At 76.8% G+C, this 19,119-nt stretch carries 18 protein-coding genes; 10 read left to right on the top strand and 8 right to left on the bottom strand.

Annotation, left to right across the window (positions count from 1 at the left end):
* Window positions 1-174: 174 nt before the first annotated feature.
* From NPS70_RS17935 to NPS70_RS17925, 3 genes are all read right to left on the bottom strand, one after another.
* Complete coding sequence (locus NPS70_RS17935) at window positions 175-3,387, bottom strand: AAA family ATPase (RefSeq protein WP_256525290.1); 3,213 nt, start codon at window positions 3,385-3,387, stop codon at window positions 175-177.
* Window positions 3,384-4,550, bottom strand: coding sequence for an exonuclease SbcCD subunit D (locus NPS70_RS17930; RefSeq protein ID WP_256525289.1), 1,167 nt, complete (start codon window positions 4,548-4,550; stop codon window positions 3,384-3,386). The genes NPS70_RS17935 and NPS70_RS17930 overlap by 4 nt, the downstream gene beginning before the upstream one ends.
* Before the next feature lie 66 nt (window positions 4,551-4,616).
* Window positions 4,617-5,243, bottom strand: a complete 627-nt coding sequence (locus NPS70_RS17925; protein WP_256525288.1) for a YigZ family protein — start codon at window positions 5,241-5,243, stop codon at window positions 4,617-4,619.
* A 106-nt stretch (window positions 5,244-5,349) separates the two neighbouring features.
* Between NPS70_RS17925 and NPS70_RS17920 the strand changes: the two genes are divergently transcribed.
* Window positions 5,350-5,757: a CoA-binding protein gene (locus tag NPS70_RS17920; RefSeq protein WP_256525287.1), complete on the top strand. Its 408-nt coding sequence runs from the start codon at window positions 5,350-5,352 to the stop codon at window positions 5,755-5,757.
* A 120-nt stretch (window positions 5,758-5,877) separates the two neighbouring features.
* Here NPS70_RS17920 and NPS70_RS17915 read toward each other — a convergent pair whose 3' ends face one another.
* The gene (locus NPS70_RS17915) at window positions 5,878-6,450 is read right to left on the bottom strand and encodes an XRE family transcriptional regulator (RefSeq protein ID WP_256525286.1); all 573 of its coding nucleotides are present in this window, start codon (window positions 6,448-6,450) and stop codon (window positions 5,878-5,880) included.
* Between the two features lie 93 nt (window positions 6,451-6,543).
* Between NPS70_RS17915 and NPS70_RS17910 the strand changes: the two genes are divergently transcribed.
* On the top strand, window positions 6,544-7,410 hold the full coding sequence (locus NPS70_RS17910) for a DMT family transporter (protein WP_256525285.1): 867 nt from the start codon (window positions 6,544-6,546) through the stop codon (window positions 7,408-7,410).
* A gap of 42 nt (window positions 7,411-7,452) precedes the next feature.
* Here NPS70_RS17910 and NPS70_RS17905 read toward each other — a convergent pair whose 3' ends face one another.
* On the bottom strand, window positions 7,453-8,190 hold the full coding sequence (locus NPS70_RS17905; RefSeq protein WP_256525284.1) for an acyltransferase: 738 nt from the start codon (window positions 8,188-8,190) through the stop codon (window positions 7,453-7,455).
* A gap of 397 nt (window positions 8,191-8,587) precedes the next feature.
* Between NPS70_RS17905 and NPS70_RS17900 the strand changes: the two genes are divergently transcribed.
* From NPS70_RS17900 to NPS70_RS17875, 6 genes are all read left to right on the top strand, one after another.
* The gene (locus NPS70_RS17900; RefSeq protein WP_256525283.1) at window positions 8,588-10,471 is read left to right on the top strand and encodes an ATP-binding protein; all 1,884 of its coding nucleotides are present in this window, start codon (window positions 8,588-8,590) and stop codon (window positions 10,469-10,471) included.
* Between the two features lie 137 nt (window positions 10,472-10,608).
* Window positions 10,609-11,028 (top strand): roadblock/LC7 domain-containing protein, encoded by a 420-nt coding sequence (locus NPS70_RS17895; protein WP_256525282.1) that lies wholly within the window; start codon window positions 10,609-10,611, stop codon window positions 11,026-11,028.
* On the top strand, window positions 11,025-11,387 hold the full coding sequence (locus NPS70_RS17890; protein WP_256525281.1) for a DUF742 domain-containing protein: 363 nt from the start codon (window positions 11,025-11,027) through the stop codon (window positions 11,385-11,387). The genes NPS70_RS17895 and NPS70_RS17890 overlap by 4 nt, the downstream gene beginning before the upstream one ends.
* A complete protein-coding gene (locus NPS70_RS17885; protein WP_256525280.1) occupies window positions 11,368-12,000 on the top strand; it encodes an ATP/GTP-binding protein in 633 nt (210 codons plus the stop codon). Before NPS70_RS17890 ends, NPS70_RS17885 begins: the two co-directional genes overlap by 20 nt.
* Window positions 11,997-13,256: a cytochrome P450 gene (locus NPS70_RS17880; protein ID WP_256525279.1), complete on the top strand. Its 1,260-nt coding sequence runs from the start codon at window positions 11,997-11,999 to the stop codon at window positions 13,254-13,256. Before NPS70_RS17885 ends, NPS70_RS17880 begins: the two co-directional genes overlap by 4 nt.
* Window positions 13,257-13,415: 159 nt before the next feature.
* The gene (locus tag NPS70_RS17875; RefSeq protein ID WP_256525278.1) at window positions 13,416-13,946 is read left to right on the top strand and encodes a gamma carbonic anhydrase family protein; all 531 of its coding nucleotides are present in this window, start codon (window positions 13,416-13,418) and stop codon (window positions 13,944-13,946) included.
* A 74-nt stretch (window positions 13,947-14,020) separates the two neighbouring features.
* Here the strand turns inward: NPS70_RS17875 and NPS70_RS17870 are convergent, their stop codons facing one another.
* Complete coding sequence (locus NPS70_RS17870; protein ID WP_256525351.1) at window positions 14,021-14,458, bottom strand: DUF4442 domain-containing protein; 438 nt, start codon at window positions 14,456-14,458, stop codon at window positions 14,021-14,023.
* A gap of 109 nt (window positions 14,459-14,567) precedes the next feature.
* On the opposite strand from NPS70_RS17870, the gene NPS70_RS17865 reads away from it, so the two are divergent.
* Window positions 14,568-15,581, top strand: a complete 1,014-nt coding sequence (locus NPS70_RS17865; RefSeq protein WP_256525277.1) for a hypothetical protein — start codon at window positions 14,568-14,570, stop codon at window positions 15,579-15,581.
* 94 nt (window positions 15,582-15,675) lie between these two features.
* Here the strand turns inward: NPS70_RS17865 and NPS70_RS17860 are convergent, their stop codons facing one another.
* On the bottom strand, window positions 15,676-16,521 hold the full coding sequence (locus NPS70_RS17860; protein WP_256525276.1) for a fused MFS/spermidine synthase: 846 nt from the start codon (window positions 16,519-16,521) through the stop codon (window positions 15,676-15,678).
* Window positions 16,522-16,617: 96 nt separating this feature from the next.
* A complete protein-coding gene (gene tuf, locus NPS70_RS17855; protein WP_256525275.1) occupies window positions 16,618-17,796 on the bottom strand; it encodes an elongation factor Tu in 1,179 nt (392 codons plus the stop codon).
* A gap of 377 nt (window positions 17,797-18,173) precedes the next feature.
* Here tuf and NPS70_RS17850 point away from each other — a divergent pair, with 377 nt between their 5' ends.
* Complete coding sequence (locus tag NPS70_RS17850) at window positions 18,174-18,878, top strand: TVP38/TMEM64 family protein (protein WP_256525274.1); 705 nt, start codon at window positions 18,174-18,176, stop codon at window positions 18,876-18,878.
* The last annotated feature ends 241 nt before the right edge of the window (window positions 18,879-19,119 follow it).

The raw sequence follows: 19,119 nt of genomic DNA, 5'->3' as shown, positions 1-19,119 counted from the left end.
GCCCCTGCGGCGGCGGGCGGCGGGCACGCCGGCCGCGGGCGCCGGACGAAGGGCCCGTGAGACCCCGCACCCCGACGAGGGCCGTGCCCGGTCGCGAGGGCGCGGCGCGGAAGGGGAAGCGCGGACCGGGCGGGAGCACCGCAGCCCTCCGACGGCCGCCCGGCCCCGCCGCCGTCAGCCCGCCGGCGCTCCCGTGCGCAGGCGGACGGCCGAGCCCGTACGGGCCTTGACCACCTCCAGCTGCGCGGGGATGCGGCGGCGCAGGTCGGGCACGTGACTGACGATGCCGACGCTGCGGTCCCGCTCGCGCAGCGAGTCCAGCACGTCGAGGACCTCGTCGAGGGTCTGGTCGTCGAGGCTGCCGAAGCCCTCGTCGATGAAGAGGGTGTCCAGGCGCATCCCGCCCGCCTCGTCGGTCACCACGTCGGCGAGGCCGAGGGCGAGGGCGAGGGAGGCGAAGAAGGTCTCGCCGCCCGAGAGCGTGGCCGTGTCCCGCTCGCGGCCCGTCCAGGCGTCGACCACGTGCAGGCCCAGCCCGGCGCGGCGGGCGCCGGCCCGGGCGTCCGAGTGCACCAGGGTGTAGCGGCCCGAGGACATCCGCTGGAGCCTCACCGTCGCGGCGGCGGCCACCTGTTCGAGCCGGGCGGCCAGGACGTAGGACTCCAGGCGCATCCGGCGCTCGTTGTCCGAGGAGGTGCCCGCCGTGAGCGCGGCCAGGGCGGCGACCCGGTCGTAGCGCTCGCGCACCGGGCCGAGTCGGCGGACCTCCGCGGTCGCCTCGCGGGAGAGCCCGTCGAGCGCCGCCGACCGCTCCCGCGCGGCCGCGAGCCGTTCGGCGGCCTCGCGCAGGGTGCGTTCGGCCCGCCCGGCCGCCGCCTCGGCGGCCGGGAGGTCGGCCGGGGCGAGGCCGGCCGCCGCCCGGGTGTCGGTCTCGGCCATGCGCTCCGCCACGGCCGCGTGCTCCGTCCGCCAGGCGTCGACCGCCGCCCGGAGCTCCTCCAGTTCGGGCGGGGCCAGGGCGGCCTCGCGCGCGTCCTCCGCCGTGGCGAAGCCCGCCTCGCGCAGGGCGGCGTCCAGGTGCTCGGCGGCCTCCTCGCGCTGCCGTTCGGCGGTGGCCAGGGTGCGCACCTCCTCGCCCGCCGCGGCGAGCAGCGCGAGGCGCCGCTCCAGCTGCGCGGCGCGCTCGGCGACCGTCCCGGCGTCGCCGCGGGCCCGCTGAAGCTCCTCGTCGACGAGGTCCTGCTCCCGGTCGAGGGCCTCGCGGCGGGAGGTGCGGGCCGCGATCCGCTGCTCGGCCAGGTGGCGGGCGTCGCTGCGTTCGCCGTGCTCCCGCTCGGCCCGCTCCAGCGCCGCCCGTGCCGGGTGGCTCGCGGCGGCCGCGCGGCGGGCCTCGGCGAGGGCGCGCTCCAGCTCCTCGACCGCCCGCCCCAGCTCCCCGGCCGAGGGCTCGTCCTCCGCCCCCCGGGGTCCCGGCACCCCTGCCCGGCCGGGGTCGTCCGTGCCGGGGACGGCGAGGGCGGTGCGCAGGTGCGCGCCGCCGTCCTCCGGCGCCTTCGGCGCCCCGGGGGCGGCGGCAGGCCCGTCGGAGGCGGCACGGGAGCCGCCCGGCGCGGCGGGCGCCGCCCCCCGGGCACGGGCGGCGGCACCTGCGCGGGCCTCGCCGAGCACGGCGAGTGCGCGCTCGCCCTCCGCGCGGCGCTCCTCGGCACGACGGCTCTCGGCGTACGCCGCGTCCTCGGCCGCGCGGTCGACGTGGCCGGCGGACGCCTGCGCGGGGGCGGGGTGGTCGGTGGAGCCGCAGACGGCGCAGGGGGCTCCGGGCGCGAGGGCCGAGGCGAGTTCGGCGGCGATGCCGAGGACCCGGCGCTCCTTGAGGTCCAGCCAGTGGCTGCGCGCCTCGTTGGCCGCGCCGTGCAGCCGGTGGAGCCGGGACGCGGCCTGCTCGGCGCGGGCGGTGAGTTCGTCGCGTTCGCGGGCGGCGTCCCGGCGTTCGCGGGCGGGGGCGAGGCGGCCCGCGAGGTGCTCGGCGCGGGTGGCGGCCTCCTGCGCGGCGGCGATGCGGTCGAGGTGGCCGCGCCGCAGGGCCTCCCAGCCCGCGAGCCAGGCGGACGCCTCCGCCAGCGCCTCCTCGTCGGCCAGGGCCTCACGCTCCAGCAGGGCGCGCTCCCGGACGATCTCCTCGGCGCGCCGCTCCGCACGGCGGGCGGACTCCAGGGCGCCCAGCTCCCGGCGCAGGGCGTGCTCCCGCTCGGCCGGCGCCTCGGGGCCGGGCTCCGCTCCGGTGCCCGGGGCGGCGGCGCGGTCGGCGGGGAGGAGGGCCGCCCGCGCGCGGTCGTGGCCGTCCCGGGCCTCGGCGAGGGCGCGGTCCGCGTCCTGCCCGAGGCGGAGCGCGGGCAGCACGGGCCCGGCCCGCAGGGCGCGGTCCACACGGGCCAGGCGTGCCTCGTGGCGGGGGCGGGCGGCCTCCAGGGCCTCCAGGCGGCCGGCGGTCTCGGCGTGCCGGCGCTGAAGACGGGCCCGTTCGCGGGCGGCGTCGAGGGCGGCGCGGGCGCCGGCCTGCCGCGACTCCGCGGCCTGTGCGCGCAGGAGCGCGGCGTCGTGCTCCTCGCGCGCCTCCACCCGGGCGAGGGCGGCCCAGGCGAGGACGGCCCCGGCGAGTCCGGGGTCCCCGGGGCGGAGCCGCGGCAGGGCGCGTTCGCCGTCCCGGGGCGCGTGGGCGGCCTGCTCCATGCGGTGGGCGAGCGCGAGCAGGCGCTCGTCGCCCGCGCGCACCTGCTGCTCGGCGGCGCGCCGCAGTTCCGCGAGGCGCTCCTCCACGGCGGCGAAGCGGCGGGTGTCGAAGAGCCGTCCGAGGAGCTTGGCCCGGGACTCGGCGTCGGCACGCAGGAAGCGCGCGAAGTCCCCCTGCGGCAGCAGCACGACCTGGCAGAACTGCTCCCGGCTCATGCCGACGAGGCGGGTGACCTCCTCGCCGATCTCCTGGTGCGAGCGGCTGAGCGCCTTCCACGTGGCGGTGGCGGCGTCGTACTCGCGCAGCAGGCTCTGGGCCCGCTCGGTGGTGAGTCCGGTGCCGCGGGCCTTGGGGCGCGGCTGGGCGGGTCTGCGGGTGATCTCCAGGCGACGGCCGCCGACCGTGAGGTCGAGCCGGACCTCGGTGGGTGTGCGGGCGTCGGCGTGGTCGCTGCGGAGGGAGGCGCCGGGGCTCTGCCGGGCGCCCGGCACGGCTCCGTAGAGGGCGAAGCACACGGCGTCGAGGACGGAGGTCTTGCCCGCGCCCGTCTGGCCGTGCAGGAGGAACAGCCCGGCCTCGGAGAGGGTGTCGAAGTCGACGTGCTGGGCGGTGGCGAAGGGGCCGAAGGCGGTCGCGGTCAGCCGGTGGAGCCTCACCCGGCCACCTCGCGCACCCGGCCGTCGACGCGGACGGCGTCGAGGGCGTCGCGGAGGACGGCGCGCTCCTCGGCGTCGGGGGCGCTGCCGCCGCGCACATGGGCCACGAAGTCCTCCGCGATCTGCTGGTCGCTGCGGCCGGCGAGCCGCCGGGCGTAGCCGGCGGTGTCGTCCTGCCCGGCGCGTTCGGGCGCGAAGGCGAGGCTCAGCGTGTGGGGGAAGCGCTCGCACAGGCGGGCCATGGGGTCGGCGGGGCGCACGGGGTCGGTGAGCACCGCTTCGACGAAGGCGTCCTCGTGGCGGGCGTGGGCGGGGTCGGCGAGGAGGGAGTCGAGGGTGCCGCGGAGCCGGGCGAGGCGGCGGGGGACGGGGCAGTCGACCCGTTCCGCGGACAGCTCGCCGCCGGGGCCGAGGTCCACGAGCCAGAGGGACTTGCGGTGGGCGGCCTCGGAGAACGAGTAGGCGAGGGGGGAGCCGGAGTAGCGGATCCGCTCGGTGAGGGTCTGGCAGCCGTGGAGGTGGCCGAGGGCGACGTAGTCGACGCCGTGGAAGACGCCCGCGGGGACGGCGGCGACTCCCCCGACGGTGATGTCCCGCTCGCTCTCGCTCTCCTGCCCTCCCTGGACGAAGGCGTGGGCGAGGACGACGGACCGGGTGCCGGGGGGACGGCCGGCGAGGTCCTCGCGGACGCGCCGCATGGCCGCGGCGAGCACGCTCTCGTGTGCGGCCCTGTCGGTGCCGAACTCGTCCTTGACGAGGGCGGGTTCCAGATAGGGCAGGCCGTAGAGGGCGACGGGGCCGTGGGCGTCGTCGAGGAGCACGGGGGCGGCGCAGCCGGCGGGGTCGGTGCGCAGGTGGATCCCGGCCCGTTCGATCAGTCCGGCGGCGACGCCGAGACGGCGCGCGGAGTCGTGGTTGCCGGAGATCATCACGGTGGGGACGCCGGCCTCGGCGAGGCGGTGGAGCGCGGAGTCGAAGAGCTCCACGGCCGCGAGCGGGGGCACCGCGCGGTCGTAGACGTCCCCGGCGACGAGCACCGCGTCCACCTCCCGGTCGCGGGCGGTGGCCACGAGGTGGTCGAGGAAGGCGGCCTGGGCGTCGAGCATGCTCACCCGGTGCAGCGACCGCCCCAGGTGCCAGTCCGAGGTGTGCAGGAGTCTCATGATCGGTGAGGGTATCGGCGGGGTCGGACATCGGGGGCGGGCGCGGCGGACGGGGTGCGGTGCGGGTCACGCATCGCCGTAGGCCTCGCCGCCGATCTCCAGGGCGGCGGTGCCCGCGGTGGCGTCGGCGAGCCAGGCGGTGAAGGCCCCGACCTCGGCGTCGGGCAGCCCGATCTCGATGCGGACCGCGTGGCCGTAGGAGACCTCGCGGACGGTGCGCCCGGTGGCCCGGAGGTCGTTCTCCAGCTTGCCCGCGCGCTGGTGGTCGACGGTGACCGCGAGGATGCGGAAGCGCCGGCGGGTGACGGTGCCGAGGGCGTCGAGCGCTTCGCCGACCGCGCCTCCGTAGGCGCGGATCAGGCCGCCCGCGCCCAGCTTCACGCCCCCGTAGTAGCGGGTGACGACGGCGGCGGTGTAGCGGACCTCGCGGCGCAGGAGCATCTGGAGCATCGGAACGCCCGCGGTTCCGCCGGGTTCGCCGTCGTCGCTCGCCTTCTGCACGGAGGCGTCGGCGCCGACGACGTAGGCGTAGCAGTTGTGCGTGGCCGCGGGGTGCTCCCTGCGGATGCGGGCGACGAACGCCTGCGCCTCCTCCTCCGTCGCCGCGGGGGCGAGGGCGCAGAGGAAGCGCGAGCGGTTGATCTCGCTCTCGTGGACGCCCTCGCGGGCGACCGTCCGGTACTGGTCCTGCATCCCGCCACCCTATGCGCCCGGCGGTGCCGCCCGGGCGCCGGGAGGGGCCTGCGGACGGCGTACCCGGCGCGGGAATGCCCGACGGGTCGCGCCGGGTTGTGCGGGCATGGACGCTGACGAGGAGACGATCCGCCGGATCCTGAACGACACGGGCGACACCTGGGCGGTGGTGGGGCTGTCCGGCAACCGGGCGCGCGCGGCGTGGGGCGTGGCGCGGACGCTGCAGCAGCACGGCAAGCGGATCGTGCCGGTGCACCCGAAGGCCGAGACGGTGCACGGCGAAAAGGGGTACGCCTCGCTCGCGGACATCCCCTTCGGCGTCGACGTGGTGGACGTGTTCGTGAACACGGAGCACGCGGGCCGCGTGGCCGACGAGGCCGTGGCGGTGGGCGCCCGGGCCGTCTGGTTCCAGCTGGGGGTGGTCGACGCGGAGGCGTACGCCCGTACGCGGGCGGCCGGGCTGGACATGGTGATGGACCGCTGCCCGGCGATCGAACTCCCCCGCCTGGGCTGAACCGCCCCGGCGGGGCGTGCCGGGCGGGCCCCCGTCGGGTGGGGCGTGCCCGGCGACTCCCCGGCGTCGGGCGCCCCGCGCTCCCGGCGCCGGGCGCGCCAGCCCCCGGCGCGCCCCGCCTCAGCGCACCGGGGGCACCGAGACGGCCATCATCAGCTCCACGGTCTCGTCCCCGTCGTTGCGGTAGGTGTGCGCGACATTGGCCTCGAAGGTGGCCGAGGTGCCCGCCGGGACGGTGTGCTCCTGGCCGTCGGCGATCAGGGTGAGCACCCCGGCGGTCACGTGGATCAGTTCGGTGGTGCCGTCGGGGTGGGGGTCGGAGGCGCTCTCGTCGCCGGGCGTCAGCCGCCAGGACCAGAGCTCCAGGGGTCCGCCGCGCTCGCTGCCCACCAGCAGGGTGGTGGAGCTGCCCGTGGAGGTGGACCACATCCGCACGGCCTGCTCCGGGGGGACGAGGCGCACCTGGGCGCACTGCTGGTGGTCGAGCAGGGTGGTGATGCTGACGCCGAGGGCGTCGGCGAGCTTCACGGTGGTGCCGACACTGGGGTTGGTGCGCGCCTGCTCGATCTGGATGATCATGCCCCGGCTGACGCCGGAGCGGGCCGCGAGGGCGTCCAGGGTGAAGCCGCGTTCGCTCCGCCAGTGCTTGAGGTTGCGGGCGAGGGACTGCGTGAGCTGGTCGAGGTCAGACACGGTCCGTCCAATATAGTGAATGACAGGATGCAATGGACTGCACTACCGTGTGGTGCACTCCACCGTTCAACACACTGTACTGCGAGGCCCCTGATGACCGCACTCTTCGCGCTGGCGACGAGCCTCCTGTGGGGGCTGGCGGACTTCGGCGGGGGCCTGCTCACCCGTCGCATGCCGGCACTGACCGTGGTGGTGGCCTCCCAGTCGATCGCCGTGGTCGTCCTCGGTGCGGTGGTTCTCGCCACGGGCGGGTTCGCGGAGGCCGGCCCCCGCCTCTGGTACGCCGCGGCGGCCGGGGTGGTCGGCCCCGTGGCGATGCTCTCCTTCTACAAGGCCCTCGCACTCGGCCCCATGGGCGTGGTCTCCCCCCTCGGCTCCCTGGGTGTGGCGGTCCCCGTCGGCGTCGGACTGCTGCTCGGCGAGCGGCCGGGGCTGCTGCAGTTCGCGGGCATCGGCGTGGCCGTCGCGGGAGTGGTGCTGGCCGGCGGACCCGAACTGCGCGGGGCACCGGTGCAGCGCCAGGCGATCTGGCTGACACTGGTCGCCGCCTTCGGCTTCGGCGCCGTGATGGCCCTGATCGCGGAGGCCTCCACCAGCGTCACGGGGCTCTTTCTGGCCCTCTTCGTCCAGCGGGTCGCCAATGTCGCGGTGGGCGGCGCGGCCCTGTGGGTCTCGGTGCGGCGCGGCGGGCGGGCCCTGCCCGCCGAGGGGGGCCTGGCCGTGGTGGCGGCCTCACTGCCGGCCCTGGCCTTCGTCGGCCTGGCGGACGTCGCGGCCAACGGCACCTACGCGACGGCGGCGCAGCTCGGACCGGTCACCATGGCGGCCGTGCTGGCCAACCTCTACCCCGTGGTCACGGTGCTCGCCGCGCTGGTGCTGCTGCGCGAGCGGGTGCGGGCGATCCAGGCCGCCGGTGCCGGTCTGGCGCTGATGGGCACGGTCCTGCTCGCCACGGGCTGAGAGCCGGCCGGCCGCCGCGCCGACGGGCACGGCGGCGCCGCCTCAGCCCTCCTCCAGCTCGGCGAGCGCCAGCAGCTGCTCGGGGGTGACGCCCTCGGGGACGGGCACCGGGGCGGGCGTGCGCAGCGGCGGCTGCCAGCCGGCCTCCGGGTCCCAGCGCCGGACGACCCGGGCCGGCGCCCCGGCGACCACGGCGTGGTCGGGCACCTCGCCGCGCACCACGGCCCCGGCCGCGACCACCACGTTGCGCCCGAGGCGCGCGCCCGGGAGGACCACCGCCCCCGTGCCCAGCCAGCACCCGGGACCGATCTCCACCGGGTCGGCGCGCGGCCACTGGCGGCCCACCGGCTGCTCGGGGTCGTCGTAGCTGTGGTTGGTGGAGGTGATGTAGACGTACGGCCCGCAGTAGGTGTCCGAGCCGATGGACACCCGGGTGTCGGCGATGACATGGCTGCCGCGACCGAGCACCACCCCGTCCCCGAGGGTCAGGATCGCGTCGGGCCCGAGGTCGAGTCCGGGCATCATCCCGGCGGTCAGGGTCACCTGCTCGGCGATGATGCAGTGTGCCCCGAGCTCGATCCACCGCTCGCCGAACACCGTCCCCTGCGGGAACGCCAGGCGGGTGCCCTCGCCGATGCGGCGGAAGCGCAGCCGCCCGGGGTGGGACGCGGTGACGGACCCGGCCTCCTGCACCCACCGCCACCCGCGGTGGACGGCACGCGCGAGGACACGCCGCCGCCACGCGGCGAGCGGGGAGGACGTGTTTCGGTTCCTGGGCACCCGCACACGGTAGTCGGGCTCCCGGACGCAAAGGCCCTGGTGCGCTGTGACGTTCACCCCACACGCGCCCCCGGCGCACGACCGGCTCCACGCGCCCCGCGACCCGCGGTCTACCACGGGAACGCGCCCCCGCGCGCGACTTCGCACGGGCTTCCACCGTTCTGTGGACATACGCGCGCTCCCGCCGGCGCGGGACACCCCCGTGGCTAGCATGAGCACCGCACGCACACGAGCGATCACTCCCGGCAACCATCAGGCAGGGCGCGATCGCGGACCTGACGCCGCGGCCTCCGCCGCCTCCCGGGGCGACCGCCGCGCCACCGGCCGCCCCGGGTCGACGGGCGGCCCGTCCCGTTCCAGGTGAACATCCCGCACGAGAGCAGCGAGGGATCGCGCAATGCCAGTGCCAGCCACTCCCCCGCAACGCAGGAGCCACGCACCGCGGCCGGTGTCCGCGGCCGCCCAGGCCGCCCTCGTCGCCGCGGCCGCCGCCGCCGGTGCCGCAGCGGTCGCCGCGGCGCCCGGGGCGGCGGGCCCCTGGGCGGCCGCGACCGTGTGCGCGGCCTGGCTCTGCCTCGCGGCGGCGGTCGTCGCGGGGGCGGGTGCCGTGAACCGGGCCCGCCGCGCCGCCGCGGCCTCCGAGGCCGAACTGCGCACCCTGCGGGCCCGCGCCGCCCGGGCCGCAGCCGAGTCCGCACAGCTGGCCGACACCGCCCTGCCCGCCCTCGCCGCGCGGCTGCGCGACGGGGAGCCGGCGGCCCGGGTGCTCGCCTCGCTGCCGCCGCCGCAGGACCCCCGGTTGCACCGCCTGCTGCGACTGCTCGCCCAGGAGCTGGAGGACGCCGCCCGGCGGACGCGGCAGGCGGCGGACGACGGCGGACGCGCCGTACGGCAGCTGGCGCTGGCCGCCGACGGGGTCGACCGGCTGACCGCGGTGACCCTGCCCGCCGCCGTCGCCCGCCTGCGCGACGGCTCCTCCGCCGACACCGTCCTCGGCCGGCTGGAACTGCCGCCCGACGGCCGGCTGAGGGTGCTCGCCGAGGCGACCGTGCGCGAACTGGCCCTGGGCGAGCGACGCGCAGCCGCGGCCCGGGAAGCGGGTGCCCGAGCGCTGAGCAGGGTGCAGGCCGCGGTGGTGTCCATGCTGGCCGATCTGCGGGAGATGCAGGACCGGCACGGCGAGGAGGTCTTCGGCGACCTGCTCCGCCTGGACCACAGCACCTCCCAGCTGGGCCTGCTCACCGACCGGCTCGCCCTGCTCATGGGCGGCCGCGCGAGCCGGGCGTGGAACAGGCCCCTTCCCCTGGAGAGCGTGCTCCGCGGGGCCGCCGGGCGGATCGCCGCCTACCGGCGGGTGCGGCTGCACTCCTCCGGCACCGCCTGCGTGGCCGGGTTCGCCGCCGAAGGGGTGATGCACCTGCTCGCCGAACTCATGGACAACGCGGCCAACTTCTCGCCCCCCGTCGACGAGGTGCACGTCTACGTGGAGGAGCGGACCGCGGGGCTGGTGGTGACCATCGAGGACAGCGGTCTGAAGATGGCCGACGCCGCCATGCGCCGGGCCGAGGAGGCCGTCTCCGGGCGCTCCGACGACCTCGCCCGGCTCCAGGGGACCCGGCTGGGTCTGACCGTCGTCGGCCGCATCGCCTCCCGCTACGGGCTGAGCGTCAGCTTCCGGCCCTCCTCCCGCGGCGGCACCGGAGTGGTCGTGCTCTTCCCCCCGCAGGTGCTCTCGCGGCCCGGGGGCGCGGGGACCGGGGAGCCCGCCCCCGGCACCGACGTCCTCACACCGGAGCCCTCGGCCCCGACGGCGGCGGGGTCCGGGTCGGGCAGCGCACCGGCCCGTCCCGCGGAGCGTGCACCGCTCCCCGCGGGCGCGACCGCCGCGCCGGGCGCCGGCACCTCCCGGGCCGTCCCCGGACCGCCTCCCCCGGCCGCGGACCGGCGGGTGGCCACCCCGGGCGGGCTCCCGGTCCGGCCCCCGGGCCGCACCATGGCGGCCGCGGACCGCGGCCGCCACGACCCGGGGCAGTCGCCGCCGCGTGCCCGGGAGGCGGGGGACGCCGGTGCGCGCTTCGGAGCCTTCGCCGAGGGCCTGGCCCGCGCCCGGCCCCCCGGCTCGCCGGAGGGCGAGGCCCGGGCCGGGCGTGGGAGCGCAGACGGGGCGCACCGCCCGCAGCCCCGGACGGCGGACCCGGGGAACACCGCGCCGGACCCGGGCGCCGCCCGGGCCGTGCCCGAGCCCCGGACCCCGGGGCACCCGCCCGCCGGGGCCTCCTGAGCCCGGCCGGGGGCCCGGTCCCCCGCCACTCCGCGGACCCGTCCCGGGGACGTTTCCGCGACGGCCCGACGTCCCGTACCAGACAGGAGGAGCGGCCCGCCGCCCGGCCACCGGCCGGGACGAGGCCCAGCGACATCATGCAGACCACCGACAACAGCCTGACCTGGTTCCTGGAGAGCCTGCTGGAGCGGACTCCGGGCACCCGCCATGCGCTGGTGCTCTCCCGCGACGGACTGAAGCTCTGCTGGAGCCCGCACCTGACCCTCGACCAGGCCGACCAGCTGGCGGCCATCTGCTCCGGCATCCAGGCCCTCGCCCAGGGCGCGTCCGCGGAGTTCGGCGACGGAAGCGGCGGCGTGCGGCACTCGATGACCGAGTTCCACGGCGGCCTGCTGTTCATCGTGGAGGCGGGCGACGGGGCGCACCTGGGCGTGGTCGCCGAGGGCGGCGCCGACCCCGGTGTGGTGGGCCACCACATGACCGCACTGGTCGAGCAGATCGGCGACCACCTGCGGGCCGAGCCGCGGCTGACCGTGCAGGAGGCCCCCGCCTCATGACGCGCCGCCCCGTCGAGGTGGGCGATCCGGAGCGGCTCTACACCGTGACCGGCGGGCGCAGCCGCGCCGACGGCGACGCCTTCGACCTCGTCACGCTGATCGTGGCCGAGAGCGATCCGGCCCCCTGGATGCAGTCCGAGCACGTCCGGATCCTGCGGCTGTGCCGCACGCCCTCCGCGGTCGTGGAGATCTCGGCGGACCTGGGCATGCCGGTGACCGTCGTCCGGATCCTCCTCGGCGACCTGCTCGCCACCGGACGCATCACCGCACGCCATCCGCAGCAGGGGGCCGGAGCGGGCGTGCCGCTGCCCGACTCCGCGCTCCTGGAGGAGGTGCTGCATGGACTCCGCAGGCTCTGACGCCCCCGCCGGGACCGTCCCGGCCGCCCGCGTCCCCCTCGGCCGCGCGGCCGACACCGGACTGAAGATCGTGGTCGTGGGGGGCTTCGGCGTGGGCAAGACGACCCTGGTCCGCTCCGTCAGCGAGATCCGCCCGCTGAACACCGAGGAGGTGATGACCCGGGCCGGGGTCGGCGTCGACGAGACGGCGGGCGTGGGCCGCAAGAGCACCACCACGGTCGCGTTCGACTTCGGCCGCATCAGCCTGGACGAGCGCAGGGTGCTCTACCTGTTCGGGGCCCCCGGACAGGAGCGCTTCTGGTTCCTGTGGGACCGGCTGTTCTCCGGCACCCTCGGCGCGGTGGTGCTGGTCGACACCCGCCGGATGAGCGACTCCTGGTACGCCGTCGACCGCCTGGAGCACCACGGCACCCCCTTCGTCGTCGCCGTGAACCGCTTCGACGGCGACCTCGCCGCCTTCTCGCTGGGCGAGATCCGCCAGGCGCTCTCCCTGGGCCCGGGGGTGCCCCTGATCGACTGCGACGCCCGGGTCCGCTCCTCCGGCAAGCACGTGCTGATCACCCTCGTCGACCATCTCCGCGCACTGGCCGGGGCCCGGGAAGGGAAGCCATGAACGACGCCACACCACCCGCACCCGCACCGCCCGGCGCGGACCGCCCCGCCGAGGCCGCGGTGCGGCTGGGCGGTCCGGAGTACCAGCGGGCACCGGCCGCGCTCTACCGTGAACTGCGCCGCCGCCACGGCGGCGTGGCGCCGGTGCTCCTCGACGGGGACGTGCCCGCCTGGCTGGTCCTCGGGTATGCCGAGCTCGGCTATGTCACCGCCCACGACGAGTTGTTCGCCCGGGACTCGCGGCGCTGGAACCGGTGGGGCTCCGTCCCGCCGGACTGGCCGCTGCTGCCGTTCGTGGGGTACCGGCCCTCGGTGCTGTTCACCGAGGGGGCCGAGCACCAGCTGCGCGCGGGGGTGATCACCGAGGCGCTGGAGGCGGTCGACCAGTTCGAGCTGGCGCACGGCTGCCGACGGATCGCGGAGCTGCTCATCGACGGCTTCGCCGGGTGCGGGGAGGCCGAGTTGATGGCCCGTTACGCGCACGCCCTGCCGATGCGGGCGGCGATCCGGATGTGCGGGTTGCCCGACCGGGGTCCGGACGCCGAGGAGCTGGTGCGCGACCTGGGAGTCTCGCTGGACGTCGGGGAGGGCGACGACCCGGTCGGCGCCTACGCCCGGGTGCAGGCGCGCATCCAGCGGCTCGTGCAGGACAAGCGCGCCGCTCCCGGCCCGGACGTGGCCTCCCGGATGCTGGCGCATCCTGCCGCGCTGACGGACGAGCAGGTCGTGCAGGACCTGATCGCGTTGATCGCCGGGGCCCAGCAGCCGACCGGGAACTGGATCGGCAACACCCTGCGGCTGCTGCTGACCGACGACCGGTTCGCGCTGCGGGTGTCCGGCGGGAGGCTGAGCGTGGGGCAGGCGCTCAACGAGGTGCTGTGGCTGGACACCCCCATACAGAACTTCATCGGCAGGTGGGCGGTGCGGGACACCACGCTCGCCGGGCGGCGCATCCGGGCGGGCGACTGCGTGGTGCTGGGGCTGGCAGCGGCCAACACGGACCCGGGGATCTGGCCGGACGGCCGTGTCGGGGCGGAGAACGCGGCGCACCTGTCCTTCGGCAACGGCGAGCACCGCTGCCCCTACCCGGCTCCGCTGCTGGCCGACGTGATGGCGCGCACCGCGGTGGAGACACTGCTGGAGCGGCTGCCGGACGTGGTGCTGGCCGTGGAGCCGGAGCAGCTGGCGTGGCGGCCCTCGGTGTGGATGCGGGGGCCCACGGAACTGCCGGTGCGCTTCACCCCGGTGGCCGGGTAGCCGCGCCCCGGCGGCCGGGGCCCCGCCGCGTGCACCGGGGCCGGACGGCCGCAGGACGCGGGCGGGGGCGCCCCGGTGGCCGGGGCGCCCCCGCCGTCCCCTACCGTGCGGTGGGCGCGGCGGGACGGCCCGGCGGCACGATCACCCGAGGAGAGGCAGATGACGGAGCGCGCACTGGTGGCGGAAGTGGGCGGCAGCAGGCCCCGGGTCGACGAGGGGGCCTTCACTGCGCCCGGTTCGGTGGTACTGGGGGACGTGGTGCTGGCGGCGGGCGCGAGCGTCTGGTACCACAGCGTCCTGCGGGCGGACATGGGCCCGATCACGGTGGGTGCGGACAGCAACATCCAGGACAACTGCACGGTGCACACGGACCCCGGGTTCCCCGTGGTCGTCGGCGAGCGGGTCTCGGTGGGCCACAACGCGGTGCTGCACGGCTGCACGGTAGAGGACGACGTGCTGGTCGGGATGGGTGCGACGGTGCTCAACGGGGCGCGGATCGGGGCGGGTTCGCTGATCGCCGCGCAGGCGCTGGTGCCGCAGGGCATGCAGGTCCCGCCGGGGTCGCTGGTGGCCGGGGTCCCGGCGAAGGTCCGGCGCGAGCTCACGGAGGAGGAGCGCGAGGGCATCCGGGTGAACGCGGCGGCGTACCTGGACCTCGCCGCGCAGCACCGCGCGGCGCTGGGCGGCTGAGCCGGTCAGGGCCCCGGCGGCCGGCGCCGCCGCACGGGACGCGGGGTCCGGCGCGGCGGCGGCGGGACGGTGGCTCAGCCGTTCGGGCGCAGCGTCCAGACGATGTCCATCTCGCCGGTGACGGCGCCGTCCTCGCGGGTGATGGCGACGTTCACCGGGAACTCGGGGCGCTCGCCCGCGTCCAGTTCCGCGACGACGTCGGCGGCGGGCCGGCCGAGGGTGGCCGTGGCGGTGACGACGCCCCGGGCGATCTTCCTGAAGTCGATCCGCGCGGTGGTGGGCAGCGGCACGGCCCGCGAGAGCTGGTCGCCGAAGGCGGCGAGCACGATGGCGCCGCTCGCGGACTCGGCCAGGGTGAACATGGCGCCCGCGTGCGGGCCCTGGACGTGGTTGTGGTACTCGGGCTGGTCGGGCAGCCGGAGCACGGCCCGCTCGGGGGTGGTCTCCAGGTACTCCAGATTGAGGGTCTTCACCATGGGGACCGTGGCGGCGAGCAGCTCGCCCAGGGACATCTCGTCTGCGCTCATGCGCCGCATGTTACCCACGAGTAGTCGCCCTTGGCCACAGCCGTCCCCGGGTGGGCGCTCAGGCGGCGGAGGGGTCCCTCTATGGTTACTGGCCATGTGGCCAGGACAGCAGCCGCCCGGGGGCGAGCAGAACCCGCAGGACCAGAACCCGTACCAGCAGCCGGGGTACCAGCAGCCGAACCCCTACCAGCAGCCGGGGTACCAGCAGCCGAACCCCTACCAGCAGCCGACCGCGCCCCAGTACGCGGTCCCGGGGCAGCCTCCGGGCGCGCCCGGGCCGGGGCGCGAGGACCGGCGGAGGACGACCCTCGTCGCGATCGCCGCGGCCACCGCGGTCGTCGCGGCGGCCGGGGTGACGGGCTACCTGGTGCTCGGCAAGGACGACGGCGGCGACTCGGGCAAGGGCGGCACCGCAGCCGCGGCCCCCTCGGCCTCCGCCTCCGAGGAGCCGGGCGGGTCGGCGTCCCCGGCCCCCGCGGACAACCCGCGCGCCGGGGGCGAGGCCGAGCCCGTGATCGAGGGATGGAAGGTCGTCACCAACCCCAAGCACGGCACGCGCTTCGACGTCCCGCAGGACTGGGAGGTGGCCAGCAGCGGCTTGGCCTCCGGCTTCGAGGACGAGGAGAAGGGCGACGGCTCGCCCGCGGTGATGATGACCGCGCCCGCGTTCCTCAAGAGCAGCTGGTGCGAGTACGACTCGGACAAGGACGGCAAGGTCGAGGACTGGAGCCTGAGCGGTACCGGCTCCAAGGGCGGAAAGGGCGCCAAGAACACGGCCGAGGCGGCCTACAACGAGGCCGGCAACTGGGTGTGGGCGGCCTACGCCCAGACCGAGCCGAAGAAGGTGAAGATCACCAAGGCGGTGGACTACACGACGTCCTCGGGCCTGAAGGGCAGCATGTCCAGGGCGACCGCCACCGGTGTCACCAAGGCGCACAAGTGCGAGACGGACGGGAAGGCCGTCGCCTTCTCCTTCAAGGACCCGAACGGCGACTTCAAGTCCTGGGTGCTCTACGCGGCCGCGGGCGTCGAGGACGAGCTGGACGACGCGACGATCGAGAAGATCATGAGTTCGGTGCGCCTGGCGGAGCCCGCTCCGGCCTCCTGACCGCGACCGGTCGCCCCCCGCGCCGCGCGCCCCGTCCCGGCGGGGCGCGCGGCGCGGGGCTCCACGACGGCCCACCGGACCCGGAGGCCGGCCGTCAGCCCAGGGAGAACGCTCCGCCCGGCGGCTCGGGCGAGTCCGTCGCCTCCTCGTCCGAGACCGGGCGGGCATCGCCGGTCAGGCGCCGCAGCGCGGGCCCGTGCTCGACGCGGGCGGGGAAGGCGTCCGCCGCGGCCCGCCGGGCCAGTGCGGCGGTGTCGAGCGGTGCCCGGGAGGCCACGAGCACGGCGTTGCCGAAGCGGCGGCCGCGCAGCACCGAGGGCTCGGCGATCAGCGCCAGTTCGGGGAAGACCGCGGCGAAGGTGGCCAGCTGGGAGCGGAGGAAGGCGAAGGGCGCCCCGTCCGCCAGGTTGGCCGCGTAGACCCCGCGCGGCCGCAGCACGCGGCGCACCTCCCGCGCGTACTCCACCGAGGTGACCCGGGCGGGAACGCGGGCGCCGCCGAAGACGTCGGCGACCACGGCGTCGGCGCTCTCCGAGGGCCGCGACTCCAGGTGGGCGCGGGCGTCCGCGGTGTGCACCGTGACCCCCGAGCCCGGGGGCAGCGGCAGCACGTCGGCGACCAGCTCGTTCAGCGGTCCGTCCCACTCGGCCACGGCCTGGCGGGAGCCGGGGCGCACCGCCGCGATCCAGCGGGGCAGGCTCAGCCCCCCGCCGCCCAGGTGCAGCACGTCCAGCGGCTCCCCCTCCCCGGCCGCGCAGTCCACCGCGTGGGCGAGCCTGCGGGCGTACTCGAACTCCAGGTGGAGCGGGTCGTCGAGGTCGACGTAGGACTGCGGGGAGCCGTCGAGCGTCAGCAGCCAGGCCCGCGCACGGTCCACGTCGGGCAGCAGTCTCGCGGTACCGCCGTCGACGGTGCGCAGCACGGGGATCGGGTCGTTCACGGACAGCATTCTGCCGGGCGGCCCCGGCCGCGGGAGCGGGCGGTCCCCCCGGGGAGGACCGCCCGCCCGCGCCGTTCGGGGGCGCGCCGCGGGCGCTCAGGCCGGCGCCGTGACCGTGCCGGCACCGACGGTGCGCCCGCCCTCGCGGACGGCGAAGCCCAGACCGGGCTCCAGCGGGACGTCCCGCCCGAGCTCGACCGTCATCTCGACGGTCTCCCCGGGGTGTGCCGGGCCCTCCCCCGCGAGCTCCACGACACCGACGACGTCCGCGGTCCGCAGGTAGAACTGCGGCCGGTACCCGGAGGAGACCGGTGTACGGCGCCCGCCCTCCCGCGTGGAGAGCAGGTGGACCCGCGCCGTGAAGCGCCGCGCGGGCCGCACACTGCCGGGCGCGACCACCACGTGCCCGCGGCGGACCGCGTCCCGGGACAGCCCCCGCAGCAGCAGGGCCACGTTGTCGCCGGCCTCGGCGGAGTCCATCGGCCTGCCGAAGGTCTCCAGGCCGGTGACCACCGTCTCCGCGTCGGCGACGCCGAGCACCTGCACCCGGTCCCCGACGGACACGGTGCCGCGCTCCACCGCGCCCGTGACCACGGTCCCGCGGCCGGTGATGCTGAGCACGTTCTCCACCGGGAGCAGGAAGGGCGCGTCGGTGTACCGGACGGGCAGCGGGACGTAGGTGTCCACGGCGTCGAGCAGCGCCTCGACGGCGGCCGTCCAGCGGGGGTCGCCCTCAAGGGCGCGCAGGCCGGAGACCCGCACCACGGGGGCGGCGTCGCCCCCGTAGCCGTGCGCGGTCAGCAGCTCGCGGACTTCCAGCTCCACGAGTTCGGTGAGGTCCTCGTCGCCCGCGTCCGCCTTGTTGAGCGCCACCACGATGTGGTCCACGCCCACCTGCCGGGCGAGCAGCACGTGCTCGGCCGTCTGGGGCATGACCCCGTCGAGCGCCGACACCACCAGGATCGCGCCGTCCAGTTGGGCGGCGCCGGTGACCATGTTCTTCACGTAGTCGGCGTGGCCCGGCATGTCGACGTGCGCGTAGTGCCGGGTCCCGGTCTCGTACTCGACGTGCGCGAGGTCGATCGTGATGCCGCGGCGCGCCTCCTCGGGGGCGCGGTCGATGCGGTCGAAGGCGACGTAGGAGGTGGTGCCGCCGGAGCGCTCGCTGAGCACCTTGGTGATGGCGGCGGTCAGGGTGGTCTTCCCGTGGTCGACGTGCCCCATGGTGCCGATGTTGAGGTGCGGCTTGGTGCGCACGAATGGCGTCTTGGCCATGACTGGTCTGCTGTTCCCTTCCGGAACCGGATGCCGTGGGGACCCCTGGGCCTGCCGACCCTCCCCCTGCGGGGTCCGCGGGACTGTCCGGGAAGGGTCAGCTTCGGGCGCCGTCGAGGGCCGCGGCTGCGGCGGCCGCGGCCGCCGCCGGGAGCACGGCAGCCTTCGGCGCGTCCGCGACGGCGGACGGCGCTGCGGGGAAGGCGTGCCGGACCATGCCCCGATGGTCCCGGAGGGCGGGGCGCCGCGTCGAACGGTTTTCCCGGTGCTCCCCGCCGTGCCGGGGAGACCGGCCGGGAGGAGCGGCCGGGGCGGTGGCGGGCGCGACGGGATGCACCTCACGGCGGCCCGGTCCCCCCGTCCGCTACGCTCCCCGAATGCTCGCCCCCGCCCTCCGGCCCCCCTCCGGCCCGGCCGCCCGCACGGCCCGGGTCCTGTCCTCCCCCTGGTCCCGGTTGTCGGTGCTCCTGGCGCTGCTCGCCGCGGCCGCGGCGGCGGTGGTGGTGTACGAACCGCAGCACCTGCTCTCCTCGGGATGGCCGCTCCGGGTCGCGGGCCCGGCGGCCGTCGCGCTGTACGCCGCGGGGTACGGCGTGTGTGCCGCCGCCTTCGTGCCCCGGCCGGTGCTGAACCTCGCCGCGGGCGCCCTGTTCGGGTCGCAGGCGGGGCTGGTGGCGGCGCTCGGCGGAACGGTCCTCGGTGCCGGCATCGCCTTCACCCTGGGGCGCGTGCTGGGCCGGGACGCCCTGCGGCCGCTGCTGCGCGGACGGCTGATACACGCGGCGGACGGGCAGCTGAGCCGCCACGGCTTCCGCTCGATGCTGGCCGTCCGCCTCTTCCCCGGGGTGCCCTTCGCGGCGGCCAACTACTGCGCGGCCGTCTCCCGGATGGGCTACGCCCCCTTCCTGCTGGCGACGGGCCTCGGCTCGATCCCGAACACCGCCGCGTACGTGGTGGCGGGGAGCCGGGCGGGCTCCCCGGACTCGCCGGTGTTCCTCGTCGCCCTCGGCTTCATCGTGGCCTCGGGCGCCGTGGCCGCGGTGGTCGCCTGGCGCAGGCGCCACCGGCTGGCGTCCGGCTGATCCCGGGGGGAGTCCGCTGGGCGGGGCCCGCGGGAGGGTCCGTCATTTCGGGACGCTACGCTGCCCCCGACCGGTGCACCCCGCGCGCGTCGAGGGGCCCTGCGGGGTGCGCCCGACCACCCGTCGGACACGTCAGCGAAGGGTCCGAATGACCACCGTGGAGCGCGCCTGCCCGTGACCATGCCGGTGCGGGTCCTTCGGGGCCCCGGCAGCGGCGACCGATACCTCAGCAGCGCCGGTC

It is taken from the genome of Streptomyces sp. C10-9-1 (genome assembly GCF_024497955.1).
GTDB classification, from domain to species: domain Bacteria; phylum Actinomycetota; class Actinomycetes; order Streptomycetales; family Streptomycetaceae; genus Streptomyces; species Streptomyces sanyensis.
The sequence above is the reverse complement of the archived record's forward strand: the minus strand, read 5'-3'. Positions and strand labels throughout refer to the sequence as shown.